This is a genomic window from Brenneria izadpanahii (assembly GCF_017569925.1).
Taxonomy (GTDB): Bacteria; Pseudomonadota; Gammaproteobacteria; order Enterobacterales; family Enterobacteriaceae; genus Brenneria; species Brenneria izadpanahii.
Map to the genome: position 1 here is coordinate 1,150,736 of NZ_CP050854.1, position 22,830 is coordinate 1,173,565.

General features: G+C 46.4%; 25 protein-coding genes, 4 tRNA genes and 2 pseudogenes. 22 read left to right on the plus strand and 9 right to left on the minus strand.

All coding sequences use genetic code 11. The annotated features are described in order from the left end of the window. Window positions 1-1,068 precede the first annotated feature (1,068 nt). Together HC231_RS05080 and HC231_RS05085 are read left to right on the plus strand one after the other, a co-directional pair. On the plus strand, window positions 1,069-1,569 hold the full coding sequence (locus tag HC231_RS05080; protein WP_208230014.1) for a replication protein: 501 nt from the start codon (window positions 1,069-1,071) through the stop codon (window positions 1,567-1,569). Between the two features lie 3 nt (window positions 1,570-1,572). Beyond that, a protein-coding gene (locus HC231_RS05085) for an IS3 family transposase (RefSeq protein ID WP_208228314.1) occupies window positions 1,573-2,735 on the plus strand; the annotation gives its coding sequence in 2 pieces (ribosomal slippage) (window positions 1,573-1,831 and window positions 1,831-2,735; 1,164 coding nt in all). Window positions 2,736-3,121: 386 nt separating this feature from the next. Here HC231_RS05085 and HC231_RS05090 read toward each other — a convergent pair. After that, entirely contained in the window at window positions 3,122-3,481 is a 360-nt protein-coding gene (locus HC231_RS05090; RefSeq protein WP_246494693.1) for an ASCH domain-containing protein, read from the minus strand. A 307-nt stretch (window positions 3,482-3,788) separates the two neighbouring features. Between HC231_RS05090 and HC231_RS05095 the strand changes: the two genes are divergently transcribed. The 3 genes from HC231_RS05095 (at window position 3,789) to HC231_RS05105 (ending at window position 5,049) form a co-directional block, all read left to right on the plus strand. Then, on the plus strand, window positions 3,789-4,073 hold the full coding sequence (locus HC231_RS05095; RefSeq protein ID WP_208230015.1) for a hypothetical protein: 285 nt from the start codon (window positions 3,789-3,791) through the stop codon (window positions 4,071-4,073). A 95-nt stretch (window positions 4,074-4,168) separates the two neighbouring features. Next, window positions 4,169-4,744: a hypothetical protein gene (locus HC231_RS05100; protein ID WP_208230016.1), complete on the plus strand. Its 576-nt coding sequence runs from the start codon at window positions 4,169-4,171 to the stop codon at window positions 4,742-4,744. Between the two features lie 80 nt (window positions 4,745-4,824). Next, window positions 4,825-5,049 carry a hypothetical protein gene (locus tag HC231_RS05105; RefSeq protein WP_208230017.1) on the plus strand — a complete coding sequence of 75 codons (225 nt, stop codon included), beginning with the start codon at window positions 4,825-4,827 and terminating at the stop codon, window positions 5,047-5,049. On the opposite strand, the gene HC231_RS05110 is transcribed toward HC231_RS05105, so the two are convergent. Then, window positions 5,039-6,241: an IS256 family transposase gene (locus tag HC231_RS05110; protein ID WP_208228152.1), complete on the minus strand. Its 1,203-nt coding sequence runs from the start codon at window positions 6,239-6,241 to the stop codon at window positions 5,039-5,041. The two genes, HC231_RS05105 and HC231_RS05110, sit on opposite strands and share 11 nt — an antisense overlap. 159 nt (window positions 6,242-6,400) lie before the next feature. Further along, on the minus strand, window positions 6,401-6,580 hold the full coding sequence (locus HC231_RS05115; RefSeq protein WP_208230018.1) for a hypothetical protein: 180 nt from the start codon (window positions 6,578-6,580) through the stop codon (window positions 6,401-6,403). A gap of 420 nt (window positions 6,581-7,000) precedes the next feature. Here HC231_RS05115 and HC231_RS05120 point away from each other — a divergent pair, with 420 nt between their 5' ends. Then, complete coding sequence (locus tag HC231_RS05120; protein ID WP_208230019.1) at window positions 7,001-7,948, plus strand: HNH endonuclease; 948 nt, start codon at window positions 7,001-7,003, stop codon at window positions 7,946-7,948. A gap of 71 nt (window positions 7,949-8,019) precedes the next feature. On the opposite strand, the pseudogene HC231_RS23835 reads toward HC231_RS05120, so the two are convergent. Continuing rightward, a pseudogene (locus tag HC231_RS23835) lies at window positions 8,020-8,274 on the minus strand (tyrosine-type recombinase/integrase); the annotation flags it as partial. On the opposite strand from HC231_RS23835, the gene HC231_RS05125 reads away from it, so the two are divergent. From HC231_RS05125 to HC231_RS05135, 3 genes are all read left to right on the plus strand, one after another. Continuing rightward, a complete protein-coding gene (locus HC231_RS05125; RefSeq protein ID WP_208231227.1) occupies window positions 8,274-8,876 on the plus strand; it encodes a YaaW family protein in 603 nt (200 codons plus the stop codon). The pseudogene HC231_RS23835 and the gene HC231_RS05125 sit on opposite strands and share 1 nt — an antisense overlap. Window positions 8,877-9,282: 406 nt before the next feature. Continuing rightward, window positions 9,283-9,576, plus strand: a complete 294-nt coding sequence (gene yafN, locus HC231_RS05130; RefSeq protein WP_027711146.1) for a type I toxin-antitoxin system antitoxin YafN — start codon at window positions 9,283-9,285, stop codon at window positions 9,574-9,576. Further along, window positions 9,573-9,977, plus strand: a complete 405-nt coding sequence (locus tag HC231_RS05135; RefSeq protein WP_281397389.1) for a type II toxin-antitoxin system YafO family toxin — start codon at window positions 9,573-9,575, stop codon at window positions 9,975-9,977. Before yafN ends, HC231_RS05135 begins: the two co-directional genes overlap by 4 nt. Window positions 9,978-10,392: 415 nt before the next feature. Here HC231_RS05135 and HC231_RS24320 read toward each other — a convergent pair whose 3' ends face one another. After that, window positions 10,393-10,605: a hypothetical protein gene (locus tag HC231_RS24320; protein ID WP_208230020.1), complete on the minus strand. Its 213-nt coding sequence runs from the start codon at window positions 10,603-10,605 to the stop codon at window positions 10,393-10,395. Here HC231_RS24320 and HC231_RS05145 point away from each other — a divergent pair. After that, window positions 10,605-11,237, plus strand: a pseudogene (locus HC231_RS05145) (ArsR/SmtB family transcription factor). The gene HC231_RS24320 and the pseudogene HC231_RS05145 sit on opposite strands and share 1 nt — an antisense overlap. 76 nt (window positions 11,238-11,313) lie before the next feature. On the opposite strand, the gene HC231_RS05150 reads toward HC231_RS05145, so the two are convergent. Together HC231_RS05150 and HC231_RS05155 are read right to left on the minus strand one after the other, a co-directional pair. Then, window positions 11,314-11,676, minus strand: coding sequence for a cupin domain-containing protein (locus tag HC231_RS05150; protein WP_208230021.1), 363 nt, complete (start codon window positions 11,674-11,676; stop codon window positions 11,314-11,316). A gap of 75 nt (window positions 11,677-11,751) precedes the next feature. Continuing rightward, window positions 11,752-12,570 (minus strand): AraC family transcriptional regulator, encoded by an 819-nt coding sequence (locus HC231_RS05155; RefSeq protein ID WP_208230022.1) that lies wholly within the window; start codon window positions 12,568-12,570, stop codon window positions 11,752-11,754. 566 nt (window positions 12,571-13,136) lie between these two features. Between HC231_RS05155 and HC231_RS05160 the strand changes: the two genes are divergently transcribed. Beyond that, entirely contained in the window at window positions 13,137-13,709 is a 573-nt protein-coding gene (locus HC231_RS05160; RefSeq protein WP_208230023.1) for a DUF1349 domain-containing protein, read from the plus strand. 67 nt (window positions 13,710-13,776) lie between these two features. Here the strand turns inward: HC231_RS05160 and HC231_RS05165 are convergent, their stop codons facing one another. Next, a complete protein-coding gene (locus HC231_RS05165) occupies window positions 13,777-14,451 on the minus strand; it encodes a MarC family NAAT transporter (protein ID WP_208230024.1) in 675 nt (224 codons plus the stop codon). Between the two features lie 91 nt (window positions 14,452-14,542). Further along, window positions 14,543-15,037, minus strand: a complete 495-nt coding sequence (locus HC231_RS05170; protein ID WP_208230025.1) for an SRPBCC family protein — start codon at window positions 15,035-15,037, stop codon at window positions 14,543-14,545. 213 nt (window positions 15,038-15,250) lie between these two features. Between HC231_RS05170 and pncC the strand changes: the two genes are divergently transcribed. From pncC to HC231_RS05225, 11 genes are all read left to right on the plus strand, one after another. After that, entirely contained in the window at window positions 15,251-15,745 is a 495-nt protein-coding gene (gene pncC / locus HC231_RS05175; protein WP_208230026.1) for a nicotinamide-nucleotide amidase, read from the plus strand. 105 nt (window positions 15,746-15,850) lie between these two features. Beyond that, entirely contained in the window at window positions 15,851-16,921 is a 1,071-nt protein-coding gene (recA, locus tag HC231_RS05180) for a recombinase RecA (protein WP_208230027.1), read from the plus strand. A gap of 47 nt (window positions 16,922-16,968) precedes the next feature. Beyond that, window positions 16,969-17,457, plus strand: a complete 489-nt coding sequence (gene recX, locus HC231_RS05185) for a recombination regulator RecX (RefSeq protein WP_208230028.1) — start codon at window positions 16,969-16,971, stop codon at window positions 17,455-17,457. A 137-nt stretch (window positions 17,458-17,594) separates the two neighbouring features. Further along, on the plus strand, window positions 17,595-20,222 hold the full coding sequence (gene alaS / locus HC231_RS05190) for an alanine--tRNA ligase (RefSeq protein ID WP_208230029.1): 2,628 nt from the start codon (window positions 17,595-17,597) through the stop codon (window positions 20,220-20,222). Window positions 20,223-20,541: 319 nt separating this feature from the next. Beyond that, the gene (csrA, locus tag HC231_RS05195) at window positions 20,542-20,727 is read left to right on the plus strand and encodes a carbon storage regulator CsrA (protein ID WP_048637755.1); all 186 of its coding nucleotides are present in this window, start codon (window positions 20,542-20,544) and stop codon (window positions 20,725-20,727) included. A 306-nt stretch (window positions 20,728-21,033) separates the two neighbouring features. Continuing rightward, window positions 21,034-21,126, plus strand: a tRNA-Ser gene (locus tag HC231_RS05200). 8 nt (window positions 21,127-21,134) lie between these two features. Continuing rightward, window positions 21,135-21,211, plus strand: a tRNA-Arg gene (locus tag HC231_RS05205). An 82-nt stretch (window positions 21,212-21,293) separates the two neighbouring features. Continuing rightward, window positions 21,294-21,370, plus strand: a tRNA-Arg gene (locus HC231_RS05210). Window positions 21,371-21,431: 61 nt separating this feature from the next. Then, a tRNA-Arg gene (locus tag HC231_RS05215) sits at window positions 21,432-21,508 on the plus strand. 297 nt (window positions 21,509-21,805) lie between these two features. Beyond that, the gene (gene yqaB / locus HC231_RS05220) at window positions 21,806-22,372 is read left to right on the plus strand and encodes a fructose-1-phosphate/6-phosphogluconate phosphatase (RefSeq protein ID WP_208231229.1); all 567 of its coding nucleotides are present in this window, start codon (window positions 21,806-21,808) and stop codon (window positions 22,370-22,372) included. Continuing rightward, the gene (locus tag HC231_RS05225) at window positions 22,369-22,797 is read left to right on the plus strand and encodes a YqaA family protein (RefSeq protein ID WP_208230030.1); all 429 of its coding nucleotides are present in this window, start codon (window positions 22,369-22,371) and stop codon (window positions 22,795-22,797) included. The genes yqaB and HC231_RS05225 overlap by 4 nt, the downstream gene beginning before the upstream one ends. Window positions 22,798-22,830: the final 33 nt, after the last annotated feature.

Below are 22,830 nucleotides of genomic sequence, written 5' to 3' on the forward strand. Positions count from 1 at the left end.
GAACCCTGCACAACTTTCAGGTTGTGCCATTGCGGTTCATGGAAAATTAAGATCTTCTTCTTTAACTCAGTAACAAACACTATAACAAGGCATTTGCTTCTTTGCCTTTGAGGGGCAACCAGCAATGCCTGTATGGGCTTATAGATTTAAGACTAATTGTTTTTCTTAGCTACATGCTCGCTTGCTCGCATTACGCAATATTAAAAACCTTGGATAAATGGCTGGTCTTGATTGAGCTAACGCGCTCAATCGCTAAAACCCACGCAAAAGTTCTGGCGAACGTTTCGCTGGCTCTCGCCCTTTTGATTTAAATTTTAAAGCGCTTTTCTTCACCTGATGAAGTGATTCACTTCATTTTTCACCCTTAAAATGAAGAAAAGTCTTCACGAGATGAAGAAAACCAATGCAATCAGAAAAATAATACCATTTAAACCACAAGTGCGCTTACGCGCATAGCGATTGAGCGAGCAGCGAAATCAAGACAGCTTCCTTTATCAAAGGGTTTTGATTATAAAGCAGCATATGAGCAGGCGAATGTGCTGCATAGAAAATCTAATTAAATAATAAACCATCAGTCCCTGGCCTGCTGGTTGCCCCTCAAAGGCAAAGAAGCAGAGGCCAAGGGTTTTGTGTTCTGATTATAAAAGAAAGAAGAAGCAAGAAATATGAACCCCAATAACACGGCAATGCAGCCGTGTAGGGTTACTTAAAATAAAAGAAAATCGTTATATGTTTTTTATTTCGTAAAAACAATACAGATCATCTCTCGCTTCGCTCTATATGAATAATGAAGAAGGAAACTGCCCTCAGACCGCTTTAAATAAGGATCGTTACTGTCAGGACTTGCGGATTGAACTGTCAGGATCGGTAATGTAAGCTGTCATTATTTTACTGTTTTCTGATAGTTTGAAAATAAACTGTCAAGAATACTATTCGCATTGGAACTTTAAGTATCGACAAATAAAACTTGAAATGTCAAAAATAAATTTGATTTTGACACTTGACATATTTTATTCTGATGTTAACACGTAACTTATCAATCAAATAAAAATAATAAAGGAGATAAATATGGAAGATTGTGATAACAATATTGATATTGCCAAAGTTAACGAGAAATTGAGTTTAAGAAAATCAAGGCGAGGATTACCACGATATAAAAAGAATCCTTTCTTGCAAACAACAAGTAATAATACAAAGAGTGGATCTCGCAGGATTACAACAGGAAGAGATCGTTTGTTGGTTATTAATGAAGATACAGGAGAACAGTTAGCAGGTGCTGGTTTTTTTCAGTGGCAGGAGGTTGATAAAACACAGTTTTTAAAACTCTATATAAACGGAGTAAAAGCGTTAACGGAACTCACTGGTGCAGGAACAAAGGTTTTTGAAATTCTATACAGAACAGTTCAGGATTTTAAGGACACGGACAGAGTTTTTCTTGCGTATGAGCTTATAGATCCAGAAATAGTGAAGATCTCGGAGTCAACATACTATCGAGGCATGAAAGAACTTGTGATCCTACCCACGAATGGTGGACACGCTGTTAAGCGAGTAAAATCGTTAACAAGGTGAACCATGACGCAAGCAAAATCTGTGAAGAAGACATCCCGTAATCAATATACCCCGGAGTTTCGCCAGCAGGCGCTGGCGCTGGCTGAGCGCATCGGCGTCGCCAAAGCCGCCCGGGAACTCGGCCTGCACGACTCTCAACTCTACGCCTGGCGCAGTAAACAACGTCAGCAGGGCTCCACCTCTGAGCGTGAGCAGCAACTGGCCACGGAAAATGCCCGCCTTAAACGTCAACTCGCCGAGCGGGATGAGGAGCTGGCTATCCTCCAAAAGGCGGCCACCTACTTCGCCAAACGCCTGAAGTGAAGTACGGTTTTATACAACAGCATCAGGCGGCGTTCTCAGTGAAAAGTCTGGCCAGGGTACTGCGTGTCTCGCGCAGCGGCTGGTATGCCTGGCTGAAGCGCCGGCAATCCCCCTCACCGCGGCAGATGCGCCGCCAGCAGTGTGATGAGCGGGTGGCGCAAGCTTTTATACAGGCCAAACAGCGCTATGGCGCGCCCCGCCTGACGCAGGAGTTGCGTGAAGCCGGTCATGGCTGGAACCGTAAAACGGTGGCGGCCAGTCTGCGACGTCAGGGATTACGGGCCAGAGCGGCGCGCAAGTTCAAAGCCACGACAAACAGCCGGCATAACCTGCCGGTGGCGTTGAACCTGTTGCAACAGGACTTCAGTGCTACGGGGCCGGACCAGAAGTACGTTGGGGATATCACCTACCTGTGGACAGAGGAAGGCTGGCTGTACCTGGCGGTGGTTATCGACCTGTATTCGCGTCGGGTGGTGGGTTGGTCGATGTCGGAACGAATGACGGCGGAGCTGGCGTGCAATACGCTGAAAATGGCGCTGTGGCGGCGAAAGATGCCGCGCGGCGTGATAGTTCACTCTGACAGAGGGAGCCAGTATTGTTCCCATGATTATCAGAGTGTTATCAAAGACAATGAACTGATATGCAGTATGAGCGCGAAGGGCTGTTGCTACGATAACGCTTGTGCGGAAAGCTTCTTCCACAGTCTGAAAGTGGAGCTAATCCACGGTGAGAGGTTCAACACGCGGGAGGAGATGAAATCGGCGGTATTCGAGTATATCGAGATAGACTACAATCGGCACCGACGGCATAGTGCCAACGGCGGGCTAAGCCCGGTGCAATTTGAGGAAAGAAACCTCGCTTAAGGCTGTGTCCACCGTTGCTGGGCAAGATCATTGCTAACAAAGGTTTTATTGCTGAAACGACAGTACAGAATTCATATTTCATTAATCCTGATTATATTTTTAATGGTGATCGGTTATCCTTTGTTAAATCTTATATTTTAACCGAATCAAACCCTAAAGATAAAAAGGCGAAAAACAAAGCTATAGATAAATTAAAACAGCAGGATTAATATTCCCCCTTCTATGCAATAAAAAACGGCTTAAATCGCTTACAACCTGTTTTAACGTTGTTAATAGACATAGTAGTAACACGCATTTATTAATACGAGGTAAAATAGAATTGTTGGTAAACCGGGAAATCTCCCTGAATGCCATAAATGAAAATGGGGTGAGAGTCGGCAAGTCCTTCAATCCCATTCAAGGGTATAGATTTTTCTGGCGGCTCTGGCGTTTATAGCTGGGGCTACTTGCCTGACGTTACTGATTTCCCATGCGAACCAACCTTCTTCGAAGCGTGATGCACAAGCCGCAGGAATATCGTCAGGAGTGAATGGACGAACAGAAGATATGTTAACAACAGCGACTGCCATACCTGACTCTTCATCACCGTCCTTCGTTAAATAATTGAGATTCTCAACAATGAGGAGATCTTCTTCTGGTGAAAGGTTTGGTAGCCACTTGCGTACTTCAATCGTTTTCTTGCCAGAGGCAATCATGTGACCAGCAGGTGCAACCACTGACAACACTTTCATGCTTCCTTTATTCATATCCCTGCCGCCAACGAGAGAATCCAGACATGACACCAGTCTACCTTGGCAATTTATGCCTGAAAACTGTTAAGAATCATTCAAATAATGATCTGTAAAAACGATCGATAAATTAAATATGATAGTTATTAGCTATCAGAATGACTAAATCGATCGGTTTTATAATTGATTTAATCGATCAATATGCTATTTATGATAGTCTATAACTATCATAAGTGCATTTTTGATCGTTACAAACGATATGACACCTTATCCATAGTAGATCAATTATATCAATTGCTTACGTTATCATTTAAAGGTGGAAAACATGTCGGAATGTCCATTTTGCAAGGCTGCTGTGCATGAAGATGCTTCTGTTTGTCGTGGTTGTGGTGCAGAAAGAGTAAAAGGCTACGTCAGCCAACAAACGATGAAATTTCTTGCCATTGTTGGCACGTTACTGGGTATACCTGCCGGATTCATCGTTGCGTTTATGACGAAATCCACGCCACTGATGGTTATCACCATCCTTGCGCTTATGCTTGGTCCCATACTGTTTCTTAAACTGAAAAATAAAAACAACATTAGCTGGATCAGACCGACCGCACGTTAATTATTTCGCTGGCACCAGAGAAAACATAATGACTCACTGTTCTGAATGAAGATCTCAGGGCGGTGAGTTTTTTATAACAAATAAGGCTTACCAAAATGAAAAAAACAATCGCAGCGTTTTCCATTTCCGCTATTCTGGCGTTAACAGGATGCCAGCAGTTAAACGATGCAACAGGAAAGGTAGGGCAATCGATCAACTCGTCCTTATCTTCTCTGGGCAATGTTTTAAACACTTCCGGCAGTAAAGGTAATACCACAGCAGCAGATAATCTTCCTGTTAACTCCGTCAATGGCTTGGGCGCAATCTGTCGTGATTATGAAGCCAATGCGATGGCAGGCAAAAAGAACTGGATCGGTAAGAAGGTCAGCATCAGCAATGCCACTGTTCTGGAAGCGCAGGAAGCCTACGATACAATGAAGTACCTTGGTGCGCAGCGAGACCATAAAACCTACGCTATTATCTTCCAGACGGCTGATACGAAATATTGCGGTGGGGCTGTTCTGTTGTCTTACTATGCAGGGCAGGATGACGAAATACTAAAAATTAAGAAAGGGCAGAAGATTAATGTTACGGGTGTGATCTATGATATTGGCGACAGGACGTTTAACACGCATAATAATGGCAATATGGCAGGGAAAGTCATTAAAATGGATCATGGTGTGATTCGATAAGCATATTGGATGCGTTATTGACAGCAGATCTCTGCTGTCATATAACCACAGATAGTTATTTCAATATGCAGATCAATAATATGAAAATGGGAAAATCAACCGCAGGCAGATTCAAAGGATCACGCCCTCAATTTGAGGTAAACGCAGTTGTAAGAGATGGCATTACTTACTATTACCTCTATCATAAGGGAACTAATAATTTACGTAAGCCAGTAATTGAATACAAGGATGAAGAAGTAGCTAAAAAAGTTTGTCTGGAGGGAGTGTTCAGAATTCTGTGTCACGGTAAAAATATTACAGCGTAATCACGTTATTCAGTCGCCCGTCAAAATAAATGGCCAACTGCGACAAGGTCAAGTTCCAGTTCTGGATTGGCATTGTCCATTTCTCCCGCGCATTCATCAGCCCCAGATAAAGCAGCTTCAACAGGCTGTTTTCATTAGGGAACGCCCCTTTGGTTTTCGTCAGCTTCCTGAACTGCCGGTGAACTGATTCGATGGCGTTGGTGGTGTAAATCACCTTGCGGATATCCGCCGGATAGCGGAAGTACGCCGACAGATTTTCCCATTTCCGGCGCCATGACTGGATAACCATCGGATACTGCTGGCCCCATCTGGCATCCAACTCGTCCAGCGCAGTTTCCGCCGCCGCTTTCGATACCGCGCGGTAAACCGGCTTCAGGTCGGCCATGAACGCTTTGTGGTGCTTCGACGCCACGTATTTGATGGAGTTGCGTATCTGGTGGATGACGCACAACTGCACTTCCGTCTGCGGATAAATGCTATTTATCGCTTCCGGGAACCCGGTCAATCCGTCCACGCAGGCAATCAGGATATCCCTGACACCCCGGTTTTGCAGGTCGGTCAGCACCGACAACCAGAAGTTGGCTCCTTCACTTTCAGACAGATACAACCCCAGCACGTCTTTTTTGCCTTTGGCGTTCAGGGCCAGTACGGTATACACCGCCTTGCTCACATAGCGCCCATCCTCACGGATTTTGTAGTGGATGGCATCCAGCCAGACGAAAGGATACACCGGCTCCAGCGGGCGCTGCTGCCAGTGTTTCAGTTCGGGGATGACCTTGTCGGTAACGGCGCTGATAGTGGACGTGGAAACGCTGAAAGCGTACAGGTCTTCGATTTCCCGGCTGATGTCGGCGTAGCTCATGCCGAGAGCGAACAGGCGGATAATCTTGTGCTCAATCTCGTCGGACAGGGTGGTCTGGTGCTTTTTTACCAACTGAGGCTCGAAAGTGCCATTGCGGTCGCGTGGTGTGGCGAGTTCAAAACTGCCGGTCGTCGCTTTAATGGTCTTTTTGCCGGAACCGTTTTTACGGTTTGCTTCCACATCTGCAGCCAGATGAGAGTCAAGTTCAGCGGCCAGAGCAGCTTCAGTTAACTGTTTAATTAATGGGGTTAAGATACCATCCTTGCCTGTTAATGCCTGACCGGACTGGAGGGCCTTAAGTGCTTTGTCGAAATCGAAGGGCTGGGACATGTGTCATTCCTTTTTTGAAGTATATTACTGGAATGACACAGAATTTCTAACGCTCTCAAACAAAAAGTAAATAGCAGCACAACGACCTTTATGTGCTGCTCACTTTTCCCACCACAATTACAATTGTGGCCTTAATGCGTTATCCTCATGGCCGCTTCTTTAGTCGATGTGTATCACTACTGGCACATGAAATACACGAAATAACAAATCAAGTCGTTCCCACAACACAAAAGACAGGATCTCTTTGGCTTGGGGATTTTCAATTTCAACAACTGCGTAAATTAATGCCCGACATTGATCGATGATTTCTTCCAGTTCCCGCGGCGTGTTATCGAACATGATAAGCCCCCGCTGCTGGATATTGAGATGTAGCAAAAAAAGCCACATCCAGATGCAGATTTTCAGGAAGTGAATAGGTAAACTGACAGACAGCCATAGCGTTATCCTTCTAACGTTGTGGTTAGCCCTTGTCTGGTATTGCTGTACCTTTCAGGGGTGAAACGGGTTTATAGATAGTCTTGTATACAGGTGCGAACCTTTTTGGCTACAATTTAAGGCTAGGATTGGTGCTAGTCAATTGCTAAACGTGATATGAAAAATCTACGGTGGGTAAGTCTCCAACGTCCCAGATCCGTATAGCTTCAGAACTGCGTAAGTAGTGAGATGAAATTGTCGCAAAAGTTGGTATGGATCTGGGAAACTGGCTCGGCAGGGGATTAAGCTGGATGACTGATAGTGATTTTCTATAAAAGGAATAATATGAAATATTTTATATTACAGGCAAACCCTAAAATATATAAAGTTGAAGATTACTTTAGGAATAACCAATATGTATATTGGACAATAAAAAAGTTACATGGAGATAAAAAACATCACATTTCAACAGATGATATTGTTTTCTTCTGGAGAACGGTTGGTAATAAAGAGCATAAACTTAGCGGGTTTATTGCAAAAGGTGTTGTTGAAGAATCTCCTGTAAAAATAAAAGATATATTGCATCCTGAGTGTTTGGGGGATTATCTATGGATAGATGGAGTTAGTACAGAAGGAAATAAAGATAAACAGGTAGGTATAAGAATAATTGAATATAGGGATGTAGATAATCCTAATAGATTGTTAAGAGAAAATCTTCAACATGACCCTATACTAAAAAAACTACATGTTGTTGATACGGGACTACAAGGAAATATAGCTACCTTACTTAATGAATTTTCCACTAGAATAGAGAAGCTTTGGTGTGATAATGAAAAAGATAAACTCTATGAAGAAACAAATAAAGACATTAAAGAAATTGAAGCCGATTTAACTATATCAGAAACAACTAAAAAGCAATTGATTAATGCTAGGTTAGGACAAGGTAATTTTCGTGGCGGGGTTTTAAATAAATATCCAAAATGTCCTGTTACAGGTGTTAGTATGCCTGAGTTATTAAGAGCAAGTCATATTAAACCTTGGCGGCAGAGTGATAACAAAGAACGTCTTGATCCCTACAACGGAATTATGCTTTCACCTCATGTTGATGTTCTCTTTGATAAAGGGTATATAAGTTTTTCTGATGATGGATCTATCCTTATTCGAAGTGATGACGAAATTTTAAACAATATTAAATTATTGAATTTCCCATTAAATATAAATATAACAGTAAATGAAGAATCCAAGAAATATTTAGATTGGCATAGAAAATATTTATTCTACAAAGATAAATGAAATTAGGCAGCCAGTCTACACAGTAATAGGCTGACTGTCTTTTAGGCATCTACCTGCTGTTCATATAACCTTTACTGTGGTGCCACCGTTCCCTTTTGCCCAAACTCAAACGGCCTAACCATCCCGTTGCTGTTAGCATCAAGAAAATCAGCCCACCATTGCAACATTAGGCGGCGTTGCTCAAGGTGTTTGGCCTTATGGGGGTAGGCGGCACGAACGTTGTTCTTGTCCATGTGGCTCATCTGAAGTTCAACTACGTCTTCCGGCCAGATACCCGATTCAATTAAGGTACTACACGCTCATGTACGGGGGCTGTGATCACACAATCAGGAAAGAGTCTGGCTCTTGGAAGGAAATTGCAGCAGAAATTCAATGCTTTGGTGGTAACACATTTGCTACTATTGCAAGAGGTGGGAAGGGCGTATTATACAAGGAAATTCTCTGTGATGTCTGTGATCAATTGAAAGTAAATTATAATAAAAAAGCATCAGTTGACTTGATTGAAACAAATTTGCTGATGTCTATTATGACAAAAGAATTAGATTCTATGTCGTCAGAGGAAATTAAAGATTTAGGTGAGGGGCTGGGAATAAAAAATATATCTGGCTTAACGGCTAAAACATTAACAGCAGGTTTTCAGGCCATATTTAAAGCAGGTGGCTTTAAATCTTATCAACTTACAGCGATTATAGTTAATCAGGTTTTGAAAGCTCTTATTGGTAGAGGCCTGAGTTTTGCTGCTACAGGGACAATGATGAGGACATTATCAATACTAACAGGACCAGTAGGGTGGGGTATCACTGGGATTTGGACTGCGATTGATATTGGAAGTACTGCTTACCGTGTAACAATTCCAGCAGTATTGCAGGTGGCATTTTTGCGCTCAAAAATGTCTAACGGCATTGCGGATGAAATAACTTTCGATTGATTTTTAATCGTCTTGCTTGGATGTTTTGAACATAATGCAGGCTGTCTTCTTAGCGGTTGCCAGCCTGTGTCACCTCTTCATTGAGATGGCATTGTTGAATAAATCGCTCTTATGCAGATGGTTGTTCAAAAAGCAGATACCCGATTACAACAAATCAATCAGTTCAAAAGGCCTAACCATATCGTTGCTGTTAGCATCAAGAAAATCAGCCCACCATTGAAGCATCAGGCGACGTTGTTCAAGATATTTGGCCTTGTAGGTGTGGGCAGAGCGAAAGCAGTTTCCCTCTTGTAGCCCATCTGGCGCTATCCTTTAACCATCTTTGTATGTTTTATAAACACAAAAATTGATGTATGCTTTGATGTGCATTATTCTGTATGTAATAAAACGCACTTTCAGGTAAACTATGGAACGCATCCTTGCAGAAAAATCTATCAACATCACTGAGTTAAGAAAGAACCCAGCGAAGTATTTTATTGATGAGCCGGTTGCCGTTCTTTCCAACAACCGTCCTGCTGGCTACATGGTCAGTGCCAAGGTGTTTGAAGAACTGATCGATCTGTTGGAAGAGAAGCAGGGCAGGGTTCATACGGCTGCGCGGTTCAGGCCATCTGCTGAACGTTTAAGCGATATTGCGGATAGTGGGCAGAAACTGCTGCAAAACGCCTCCGACAAGGATCTGACCGAGTTCACGGAATGAGCATTAGGATTTTTAAGTCAGCACTGATTCGCCAGCAATTGAGCCAACAAGAGCTTGATGATTTGGCGGAAGATTTTCTGTCCTATAAAAAAGATGGCGTGTTGCCAGATACCTTTGGTCGTGATGCACCCTATGATGATGACCGCACCTATCCCTTGGTAAAAGAGGAGCAGGTGGCCCACATTCATCTTGCCGATGCGGATGCCCCTTTCCCGAAGTTTTTACGTCAGTTCAAACGAACCAGCGATCAGGCGCATTTGGTATACTGCCAAGGTGCGATGGATCCCGATGCCTATCTACTTATTATCATCCTTAAACCCGAAGCGCATAAAATGGCACGCAACAATAACCATATGCATAAGATCGGGATGATGGCAGAAGCGTTCAGGATGAAGCATTAAGTCGGTCAAAAAACACTCTGTCATTTAGGGCAGAAAAACATATGGGGGCATCATTGGGGGCATGTAGGTAGTTGAAACAGAATATTGGTTAATACTATCAATATGATACTAGTCAGGTATTGTTCCTATTATCGCACCACTAACTCACCCGAGTGAGTCCAAGAAAATCCATAAAATCTTTTTAAATCAACGTTATTTTCTGATTTGACTTCTGTGTTCGTCCGATGTTTTCCAGAGACGTCCGGGTTTTATAGAATTATGTATAGTCAGGTTAGATACAGAATCTTTATACACATACGATATGCAGGTTCGCAGCGCGAAACCCGATGAAAAGCCTTATACGCTCGGTGACGGTTTGGGGTTGTCTTTACTCATTGAGCCAAGGGGAGCAAAAGCTGGGGCTTCCGTTATCGCTTCATTTCTGGCGCTGGCTGACCGTGCTGCGGGGCACAATGCGGATAAACAAGACCGTATCCTGGCCGCACAGTTTCTGGCGTTGACGACCTGCTACGATTGGCAACTGTTCCTGGTGGTGAGTGGCCCCGGCGGCGCGGGAAAGTATCCTGGCTGAGATTGCCACCATGCTGGCCGGGTAGGACAACACTACGGCGGTCACCATCAACACCATTGAAACCCCGCGTAAAAATCCTCTGCGCATTGATGGATGGACGCGCGTGGACTGCCACGGAACTGAGCGCGGTCGCGGATATAGCCGCTTCTACAGCCAGCGCTCATCTGTCCCGCCTTGTCCGTGGAAACCTGATTACGTGCCTTTCTCAAGGGCGTCATCGTTATTATCGTCTGGCGGGAAAGGATATTGCGGAGCTGATTGAAAAAATCATAGGGGTATCATGGCGATCGGCGTCATTAGCTAAAATTGGCACTCCCACGTCGTTACGGATTGCCCGAACGTGCTATGACCATTTAGCGGGCGAAATTGCGGTTCACATTTATGATTTCATGGCCGCTGAAGGTTGGGTTACTCCTGATGGCGGTTCAATCACGCCATTAGGCCAAAACCAGTTCCAGTAGTTAGACATTACGCTTAACCCAAAAACACGGCGTAAGAAATGCTGTGCCTGCCTTGACTGGAGTGAGCGTCGATTTCATCTCGGAGGAGAGGCAGGGGCTGCTTTTTTTACGCATTGTGAGCAGAAAGGATGGTTAACCAGCGTTCCGGGGTATCGGGAAGTTAATATTACTTCCAGTGGAAAGCTGGCGTTTAAAAAATTGTTTAGATTGTATCCATCAATTACATAACTCTCGGAGTGATCTTATCCGGCAATAGGGATTGTTTATCCTTAGGCGGATACGCGGTGTCGGCGATTCACGTATATCAAATCCAAACATCATTTTGAGCCGTGCGTTCTCCCCGCTCTTCTCCCGTGTTTAACACGCCACGTGGTTCGATCAGCAAAAGCTTTACTTCTTTATCCGCATAGGGTTTATGTTCAATACCACGTTTTACAATAAACATTTCCCCTGCATGAACATTAACGAACCCATCACGAAAATCTATACGTAATGCCCCATTCAATACTATGAATGTTTCGTCTGTATCTTCATGAGTATGCCAAACAAAATCGCCCTGTATTTTAACTATCTTAAACTGATAGTCATTCATTTCAGCGATGACTTTGGGTGTCCATTGCTCATTGAATAATGAAAATTTGCGTTCAAAATTAATGGGTTCGTACATGTATTCTCTCCTGTTTGAATTGGCATATATCCTAATATGAAGAGATTTTTAGGTCTTGAACGTTTGTGCAACTTATTAGAGCAAACCTTTGGTTATTATTTTTAGCCAAAGCCCCGGTGAAATACCGAATGTTTTGACAAAATGACGAGTCATATGGCTTTGATCGGCAAAGCCGGCAATAAGCGCTATATCGGTTAAATCCTGACCTGTTAACATAAGCCTTCGGCAATACTCAAGACGCCTCATCGTTACGTATCTGTATGGGCTTGTTCCATATAACATGCGGAAGTCACGGGATAAATTCCATCGATCCCGACCACTAACTAAAGAAAGCGTATCAAGCGTGATTGTTTCCGTAAATAAATCGTTTATATATTCACGAGCACGTTCAGCCGCACGGTAGTCATACGATCTCCGTTTAATCTTTTGTCCTCCGACCTCAGAAAGCGCATTAGCCAAATCATAAATAGCATCATCCTCTTCCAATGACTCGAAGGTATCATCCATGCCCTTAAGTAAAGATTCCGTCGCAGCGACAAGACGTTGATCTGTGGATATTCCGCCTTTAATGAAGGGGAGCGGTTGGCCTCCGAGAACTTTCTGGATAGATGATGGCTCTACGTAAATCATACGGTAGTGGAATCCATCGGACGAACCCGCTTCTCCATCGTGGAGCTCATCCGGGTGAAGCACCATTGTATGACCCGCTAAGCTATGTCTTAGACTGCCTCGATACCTAAAGCTCTGTATACCGGATAGTGTCCGACCGATGGCATAAGTGTCATGCCGATGCGGGTCATACCCATGACCGGTAAAAAATGCTTCCAGACGTTCAAATTTATTTGAAGTGGTTGCGAGTTTAACCCAATCATTTTTGATCGTGCTGCGAAACATAGCCTGTCGCCTTTATTAGTCGTCAAAGCGGAAAACATGGGCAAGATGGCAAAATCATATAACTCGGCGGACAGTATGAAACAATTTTTCTTCAGACGGAAATGCCGGAGGTTTCAAATCAGGAACCGATGACTCTAAAGCGTTGGTATCGCTATAGCAGCGTTGGTGCTCTTGAGGTAACAGATAAAGGGGCGATGTTATTTTGGGGGCGCAAAGAGGGCCGGTGTTGGTCATCGTGCCGTTACTGAGGCGCTGAACCAAGCGGTGGAGATGGCGCTAAAATGACGTAAGTGGCCTATACGTGGAAACCGGATGGTGCGCCGGGCTGGGTAGATAAAGATGCCTTTGCTGGCGTGAATGGTATGACTGAGCTGGAAGAGTCAGCGATCGTGCTTGTGAATGCCAATAAAGGCTGGTCGGCAAGGTAAGTATCCATTGTAAGGAAAATCCAGCGGTCTTTACTGGGGCGCGTTTATTCACGGTTGCAACGATGAGCGCTATGCTTTCCCGGATGAGATATTTATAACATCAGACTGATTTTCTGTAGACGAGATGCCGGAGGCCCAATGCTTGATTCCTTTGATTGGATTAACGAACCTGAACAATGGCTTTGCGATAACGGTAAATTAAGCGTTATCACCGATGACAAAACCGATTTTTGGCGAAAAACCTGGTACGGGTTTGAACGCTTTTCAGGACATATCTTCGCTACCGGCGTGCCCGGCGATTTCACTTTCCAGGCGAAGATCTGCGCCGATTTCAACACGCTGTATGACCAGGCCGGGATCATGTTTATGTCAGACGAGCGGCACTGGCTTAAAGCGGGCATTGAATTCAACGACGGCGCGCCCGCCATCGGCAGCGTGCTGACGCTGGAGAACTCAGACTGGGCAACCGGCATCTTTCCCGGAAACCCCCGTGAGTTCTGGCTTCGCTTGACCCGCAAAGGCGAGAGTCTGAGGCTGCAATACTCGACGGATGGCCATCACTGGCCGCTGCTGCGTCTATGTTACTTTCCGCAAGGCGCAGCGAAAATCGGTGTGATGTGCTGTACGCCTGAGCGCCGCGGATTATCGGTGGATTTCTTTGATATTACGCTGACCCCGCCTATGGATAAAACGCTGCATGATCTGAGTTGAACGCCAGAGCCTGCGCGAGTACCTTGAATGGCGCGGTAATGTTAAACACTCGGGTAGCCGAACGGCATTAATGAATCTTTGCGACAATCTCTAACGTGCCATTGATGATGAACTGAACGCCCATGCACACCAGCAGGAAACCCATCAGGCGGGAAATGGCCTCGATACCGCTTTTTCCGACAAGCCGCATGATGAATCCCGAGCTTTTCAGGCACAGCCACAAAATCAGGCCGCATAGCATAAACGTCAAGACCGGGGCGACCGTCAACACCCACGGCGTAATATTCACACCGCTTTTTACTTGCGATGCGGTGCTGATGATCAGCGCGATAGTCCCTGGGCCTGCGGTGCTGGGCATCGCCAATGGAACGAAAGCGATATTGACCGTACTGGAAGAATTGCTGTTATTGATTTCAGCGGCTTTACTCGCCACTTCAGGCGCGTGCTCCGGCTTTTGCTGTGGGAACAGCATACGGAAACCAATGAAAGCAACGATCAGCCCGCCGGCAATGCGTAATCCGGGAATAGAAATGCCGAAGGTATTCATGACGAGTTGCCCGCCATAAAACGCGACGGTCATAATGATGAAAACATACAAGGATGCCTGGAATATCTGCTTGTTCCGTTCGCTGTAGCTCATGTTTCCAGCTAGTCCCAGAAACAGCGCCACCGTGGTCAGGGGGTTGGCGAGAGGTAAAATGAGTACTAAACCAAGTCCGATTGTTTGAATTAACTCCAGCATTTAATCTTCCTGTTAGCTGTAAACACCGCAAGACCAGCCCGTAAGGCTCTCCTTTATGGTAAATGTTGCCTTGCTACTGTTGTTGGTTTTCTCAGCGGTTTTCTTCATTTTCAGCCAGGCTTTTAAAACGGCGGAGCGTTTTCGTCAGCATGTCTTTGGACAGAATATCGAACATCTGGCTGATTTTTTTCCCCAGCAGGCCTCCGGGGGGATCAAAATGAATCATCAGCGTTACTTCTGTTCCCGAGCCTGACGGGGCAGGTTTGAACGACAATCTGCCTTCATTGGGAATACGGGCTCCTTCCAGAGAACGCCAGTAGATATATTCCCCCGGTTTCTCGTCAACAATCCGCGCCTGCCACTCAATAAGCGCGCCGAACGGCGTGTTAACACGCCAGCGCGAATCGGTATGGTTGAGAATATCGATCGTAGCGAAATGATTCATCAACACCGGCAGCGTTTCGGGCTTACGCCAGAGTGCGAATAGCGTTTCCGCAGAACGATTGATCGTAATGCTGCTACGAATTTCGTCTGAACCGCTATTGCCTCTGCCACCAATATTCTTTAGAAAGGGCGGTCGTAACAAGACTCCTCCTAATGGGTTTTAGGCTCGAAGGGGCATCTTTAAAGATCATTGTGACCGATATTAATCATTAAGCAAAGTCGGAAGACGGGGCGGGTTTTATGTAACATGATCTATTTCCTCTGCAACTGGCTTCGCATATCTGATGGCAAGACCTCTTTTTCTGGGGAAAAGTGTTACCCTGACTTATCAACTCCTGATTAGGATGATGTAGCAATGACGGAAAATGACATTTTACGATTAAGCGCTCTGGCCGGCGATCGGCTTAAGGCCCGCGGCGCCAAGATGACTTGTGCGGAGTCCTGCACTGGGGGATGGCTGGCTAAGGCGATCACCGATGTCGCCGGTAGCTCCGGCTGGTTTGACTATGGCTTTGTCACATACAGTAATCAGGCTAAACAGGCGCTGGTCGGCGTGAAAGAAAATACCTTGGCTAGCCATGGCGCAGTGAGTTCGGAGGTGGTGCAGGAAATGGCCGCAGGTGCGTTGAGCGCAGCAGGGGCGGACTTCGCCGTCTCTGTTAGCGGTATTGCCGGGCCGGATGGCGGAACCGATGAAAAGCCGGTAGGCACAGTCTGGTTTGGTTTCACTGATAATCAGGGACATGCCTTCACCCGCAAAGCATTATTCGGCGGAGACAGGCATGCCGTACGTTTGCAGTCCGTCCATTTTGCGTTGCAAACGCTGCTGGATGAGTTTCTGCAAAAATAATCTTGATGCTGTATGCGTATACAGTATAATATTGGCAATTATTCGGTAATCCATGATTAAGCGGCCGGTAGAGAGACAGCTTTACGCCGTATGACAGGAGCAGAAATGGCTATTGACGAGAACAAACAAAAGGCGCTGGCCGCAGCGCTGGGTCAGATCGAAAAGCAATTTGGTAAAGGTTCTATCATGCGTTTGGGCGAGGATCGCTCAATGGATGTTGAAACCATTTCAACCGGCTCCTTGTCCCTTGATATCGCATTAGGGGCGGGTGGTTTGCCGATGGGCCGTATCGTTGAGATTTATGGTCCGGAGTCATCGGGTAAAACAACGCTGACATTGCAGGTGATTGCGGCGGCTCAGCGTGAAGGTAAAACCTGCGCCTTTATCGACGCAGAGCACGCGTTGGATCCGATTTACGCCAAGAAATTGGGCGTTGATATCGATAATCTGTTGTGTTCTCAGCCGGATACCGGTGAGCAGGCGCTGGAAATCTGTGATGCGCTGACGCGTTCCGGCGCGGTGGACGTCATCATTGTCGACTCCGTCGCCGCGCTGACGCCAAAAGCCGAAATCGAGGGCGAAATCGGTGATTCGCATATGGGGCTGGCTGCCCGAATGATGAGCCAGGCGATGCGTAAATTGGCCGGTAACTTGAAGCAGGCTAATACATTGCTGATTTTCATCAACCAGATTCGTATGAAAATCGGCGTGATGTTCGGTAACCCTGAAACGACGACGGGCGGTAACGCGCTGAAATTTTATGCGTCTGTTCGTCTGGATATTCGCCGCATCGGTTCTATCAAGGAAGGTGAAGAAGTCGTCGGCAGTGAAACCCGCGTCAAGGTGGTGAAAAACAAAGTGGCCGCGCCATTCAAACAGGCTGAATTCCAGATTTTGTACGGCGAGGGGATTAACATTTACGGTGAGCTTATCGATCTGGGTGTTAAGCATAAGCTGATCGAGAAAGCGGGCGCCTGGTATAGCTATAACGGCGAGAAGATTGGCCAGGGTAAAGCCAATGCGTGTAATTATCTGAGGGAAAATCCGGCTATTGCGGATGAACTGGATAAGAAACTGCGCGGCATGCTGCTGCATAAGAGCAATGAATTATCTCCTGCTATTGATGGCGAAGCATATGATGAAGCCGCTGTAGATGAAGGCGATAAAGAGTTTTAATGTTGGTTAAATCGTTTGTACCGCAACGGCGTTCATTGAGTTTGTAGATGAGTAAACCATTACGTTATGCAATGAACGTGCTTTCCGTCCGCGATCATAGTGAAGTTGAAATACGCCGCAAACTTGCGGCGTATTTGCATAAAGCGGTTGCTGAAGGCGCCGACGTTGATGAAATGGCGGCGCGAGCTTCCGCAGAGGAAATCGAGTCTGCCATTGCCTACTGCACGGAGCACGGCTGGTTGGACGATGAGCGCTACGCGCGTCGTTATATCAGTAGCCGTAGTCGCAAAGGTTATGGCGTGCAGCGCATTAAAGCCGAGTTAGGCCAGAAGGGAATTGATAAGGCGACCATCGCTGCCGCATTAAATGAATGCGATATTGACTGGTATCAATTGGCTAAAGTTGCAGCAGAAAGAAAATTTGGGCATCCTTTACCTGTTGAGTGGAAAGAAAAAGCTAAACTTCAACGATATTTGCAATATCGGGGCTTTTCCCATGAAGAAATCCATTCCATTTATGCTAATTTTTCAGATTGAATGCATACGGGATTTTACTTCCCATCGAAGAAAATTTATCTTATTCCCACTTTTTGTTCGTGAGTTGCACGGTAGCGTCAGCATGCTGCACTAACCTTGCCCACGATCTGTTCTTTTAGCTTGATACCAGGACAATTATGAGCAAGAGCACCGCTGAGATCCGTCAAGCGTTTCTCGATTTTTTCCACAGTAAGGGACATCAGATTGTTGCTAGCAGCTCTCTGGTGCCGAATAACGATCCAACTTTGTTATTCACTAATGCAGGTATGAACCAGTTTAAAGATGTATTTCTTGGACTGGATAAGCGTAGTTACTCGCGGGCGACGACGTCGCAGCGCTGCGTACGCGCTGGCGGTAAGCATAATGACCTGGAAAACGTTGGTTACACCGCTCGCCATCATACGTTCTTTGAAATGTTGGGTAATTTCAGCTTCGGCGATTATTTTAAGCACGATGCTATCCACTATGCATGGGAGCTGCTGACAGATCCTAAGTGGTTTAATCTGCCGAAAGAGAAATTATGGGTAACGGTATACGCCACCGATGACGAAGCCTACAACATTTGGGCAACCGAAATTGGCGTTCCTCGTGAGCGCATTATCCGTATCGGGGATAATAAGGGCGCCCCTTATGCTTCAGATAACTTCTGGCAGATGGGTGATACCGGCCCTTGCGGCCCATGTAGCGAAATTTTCTACGATCATGGCGAGCATATAGCGGGAGGCCCGCCGGGAAGCCCGGATGAAGATGGCGATCGCTATATCGAAATTTGGAACCTCGTCTTTATGCAGTTCAATCGTCAGGCTGACGGGACGTTGCTGCCTCTACCCAAGCCTTCTGTTGATACCGGCATGGGGTTAGAGCGTATTTCCGCGGTGTTGCAGCACGTGAACTCTAACTATGAGATTGATTTATTCAAAACGCTGATTGCCGCAGTAGCTAAAGCAGTGGGAACGACCGATCTGGATAATAAGTCGCTGCGTGTTATTGCCGACCATATCCGTTCTTGCGCTTTCCTGATTTCTGATGGCGTGATGCCGTCAAATGAAAACCGGGGCTACGTTCTGCGCCGCATCATCCGCAGAGCGATCCGGCATGGAAATATGCTCGGCGCAACCGATACGTTCTTCTATAAGCTGGTGGCTCCGCTGATTGACGTGATGGGTTCCGCCGCTGAAGAACTGAAAAGTCAGCAGGCGATGGTGGAGCAAGCGCTGAAAACGGAAGAAGAACAATTCGCGCGTACGCTTGAGCGCGGCCTCGCGCTTTTGGATGAAGAAATCAAAGATCTGAAAGGGGATACGCTGGATGGGGAAACCGCTTTCCGGCTGTATGATACCTTTGGTTTCCCGCTCGACCTGACGGCTGATGTTTGTCGTGAACGCGGTTTGAAAGTCGATGAAGAGGGATTTGACCGAGCCATGGATGCGCAGCGCGCGCGCGCGCGCGAAGCCAGTGGTTTCGGCGTGGATTACAACAATCTTGTCCGTGTGGATGCGAAGACGCCATTCTCCGGCTATGAGCAAAACCAGCAACAGGCGCAGGTTATTGCGCTTTATCACAATGGTAATGCGGTAGACCGGATTGACGCGGAGCAGGAAGCGGTTGTTATTCTGAATGAAACGCCATTCTATGGCGAGTCAGGTGGTCAGGTTGGCGATCAGGGCGTATTAAAAGGCGCTAACGTTAGCTTTGTGGTGCAGGATACACAGAAATACGGTCAAGCAATCGGTCATATCGGCAAGTTGGCTCAAGGCACGCTGCGCGTGGGTGATAGCGTAGACGCGAGCATTGATAGCGAACGCCGTAATCGCATCCGCCTCAACCATTCCGCCACTCACTTGCTGCACGCTGCGCTGCGTCAGGTTTTGGGCGATCATGTCGCTCAGAAAGGCTCTCTGGTTAATGACAGTTACCTGCGCTTCGATTTTTCACATTCTGAAGCAATGAAACCTGAGCAGATTCGTCAGGTGGAGGATATCGTTAATGCGCAGATTCGCCGTAACCTGGCGATACAAACTGACGTCATGGCGCTCTCCGATGCGAAAGAAAAAGGCGCGATGGCGCTCTTTGGCGAGAAGTATGAAGATCACGTCCGGGTATTAACCATGGGGGATTTTTCTATTGAACTGTGTGGTGGTACGCACGCCAGCCGTACCGGGGATATTGGCCTGTTCCAAATCGTATCTGAGTCTGGTACGGCTGCCGGTATCCGTCGCATTGAAGCGGTTACGGGAGAGAACGCACTGGCGGCGTTGCATCACCAGAGCGATGTTCTACAAGATGTCACACAGCTTCTAAAAGGTGATAGTAATAATCTGGTTGATAAGGTACGTTCTGTTCTTGAGCGTACTCGGATGCTGGAAAAAGAGCTCCAACAGTTGAAAGCACAGCAAGCTGCGCAGGAAAGTTCCTCACTTTCAGGTAAAGCGAAAGTGGTAAACGGCGCAAAACTGCTGGTCACTCAGTTGGACAATGTTGAGCCTAAATTGCTTCGCACTATGGTTGACGATCTGAAAAACCAATTAGGGTCGGCCATCATTGTGTTGGCAACGACGGCAGAGGGTAAGGTTAGCCTTATCTCTGGGGTGACGAAAGACCTGACAGACCGTGTGAAAGCCGGTGAGCTGATAGGCTTTGTCGCTCAGCAGGTAGGGGGTAAAGGCGGTGGCCGCCCTGATATGGCGCAGGCCGGCGGCAGTGATATTGTCGCTTTACCCGCAGCGTTAGCCAGCATTGAATCATGGGTGTCTGGTAAGCTATAAATATTAAATCAGAGTGTTATCCTAACAAAACGCCATGACTTCATTGGTTTTGGCGTTTTTGTCTTGCTGAAAAGGCTTCCGGCAAGCAAGATGAAGCGATGCTATCTTCAATGTTACTAAGTTGGATAGTCTTTGAGAGTCTTGTTGTGGTAACAAAGGCACAAGCTACTTATATCGACTAAACTAAAAGTAGCGACAAACACTGAGTGAGATGGTGAGAGTTATAACTTCCATCTAGGTTTACGTTTTCACGGCACATGATGGATAATGACGGGGAGACAGAGAGACCCGACTCTTTATAATCTTCAAGGAGCAAAGAATGCTTATTTTGACTCGTCGAGTTGGCGAAACCCTCATGATCGGCGATGAGGTAACGGTTACCGTACTAGGGGTAAAAGGCAATCAGGTGCGTATTGGTGTTAACGCTCCTAAAGATGTTTCTGTCCACCGTGAAGAGATCTATCAGCGAATTCAGGCAGAAAAATCTCAACCGACATCGTATTGATTAACAAGGCGTCTCGCGGAAACGGGACGCTATTGTTGCTTTTCCGCGTTTCCCCTCTTCGGTATGTTTATTAACACGCTTCATTCCCCCTTGATTATCTTTTCTCTCGATAAGATAAGCATCTGTTTTTCTGTTGATAAAATGCCCTTTTTGCTGTGAATGTGCCCGTCTTGGATGCGAATTGCGCAAACGAACATAAGTTGGGAAAAAGTATTTGACTTATAAGACCGGGAAAGTAATATGTGCGCCACGCAGTACCGGTGACGGCCAACAAGAAACATCTGATGGCGGTCGTAGGTAAGGCTTGGTGAGGTGGCCGAGAGGCTGAAGGCGCTCCCCTGCTAAGGGAGTATGCGGTCAAAAGCTGCATCGAGGGTTCGAATCCCTCCCTCACCGCCATTTATTTTGCATCCGTAGCTCAGCTGGATAGAGTACTCGGCTACGAACCGAGCGGTCGGAGGTTCGAATCCTCCCGGATGCACCATATTAATGAATGGCTAGCTTTAATCGGCATTCCGAATGTCGGTGGTGGAAAGCAACCACTGCGATATACAAAGATTATCAATGCATCCGTAGCTCAGCTGGATAGAGTACTCGGCTACGAACCGAGCGGTCGGAGGTTCGAATCCTCCCGGATGCACCATTCTTGAATATTCTGCGTTATCTGGCTTAACAACCATTTACTGATTCACCAAGGCTCTAATGCATCCGTAGCTCAGCTGGATAGAGTACTCGGCTACGAACCGAGCGGTCGGAGGTTCGAATCCTCCCGGATGCACCATATTGAACTAAAATAGCGGCAATCCCCTTTACTGATAGATTCCCGTATTACTTTCTTCTCCTTCTATCCTCCCTCTTGTTCGCGCCTTAAAATGCCGCATATCGTCGTTGTTCTTGCAACATGCCCTTTTATACCAACCGCTTTATCCGTGTGATGAGTCGCGTTTTTTATATCGGCTCGATAATGATACAGCCAGCATCGGTAATGATATGATTTTTATGCGGTTATTGAGTGAGCGACAATGTTTTCACTTTGCGATAAAGTAGAGCGCTCATTTTCAGTGATCATGGAGTCATGATGTACGATCGCTATCAGGGTTTGATCTTTGATATGGACGGCACCATCCTCGATACCGAACCCACGCATCAGAAAGCATGGAGCAGCGTGCTGGCAAGATATGGGATCAGCTATGATGCCGCTGCCATGTCGGCACTGAACGGCTCTCCAACCTGGCGTATCGCCCAGGCGATTATTAGCAGTAATCAGGCGGATATCGATCCTCATCGTTTAGCTGCCGAAAAAACGGCCGTGGTGGAGGAAATGCTGCTGGATACGGTAACGCCACTGCCGTTAATTGATGTCGTCAAAGCATACCGAGGACGTCGTCCGATGGCGGTTGGTACGGGGAGTACGCATAGTATGGCGGACCGACTTCTGCAGCACCTTGGGCTACGTGACTATTTTGACGCAATTGTCGGTGCGGATGACGTAGATAATCATAAACCGTTTCCTGATACTTTCTTACGTTGCGCTGAGCTGATAGCCGTTGCACCAGAAAACTGCGTGGTGTTTGAAGACGCGGATTTCGGTATTGAAGCTGCCGTACGAGCAAAAATGGCCGTGGTTGATGTTCGTAAACTGTGAGTGAGTTTTGGGCCGCTTTTTCTCTCTTCTGGAGTAGCCTACTGAGTGCGACGCTGTTGCCTGGTAGCTCGGAAGTCTTGCTTGTTTCTTTGCTGGTTTCTGATGATGCCCGGCCCATATTGCTGATTGCGACGGCAACGGCGGGGAATACACTGGGTGGATTAATCAATGTTTTTATCGGGCGTTTGCTGCCTCCGCCAAAACAACAGACGGGATATGGTTTGGCTGTGCGCTGGTTAAAGCGTTACGGTTCGACTGCGTTATTATTTAGTTGGGTTCCGATAGTTGGCGACTTATTGTGTGTATTGGCGGGTTGGTTACGCATGCCCTGGGTGAGTTCGGCGATTTTTATCTGTATTGGAAAAGCGCTGCGCTATATCGTTTTGACCGGGATAACCCTGCAAGGCATCGCATGGTGGTCGTAACCAGAAAAAAAATGAGAACTGGTGTGGTTTATC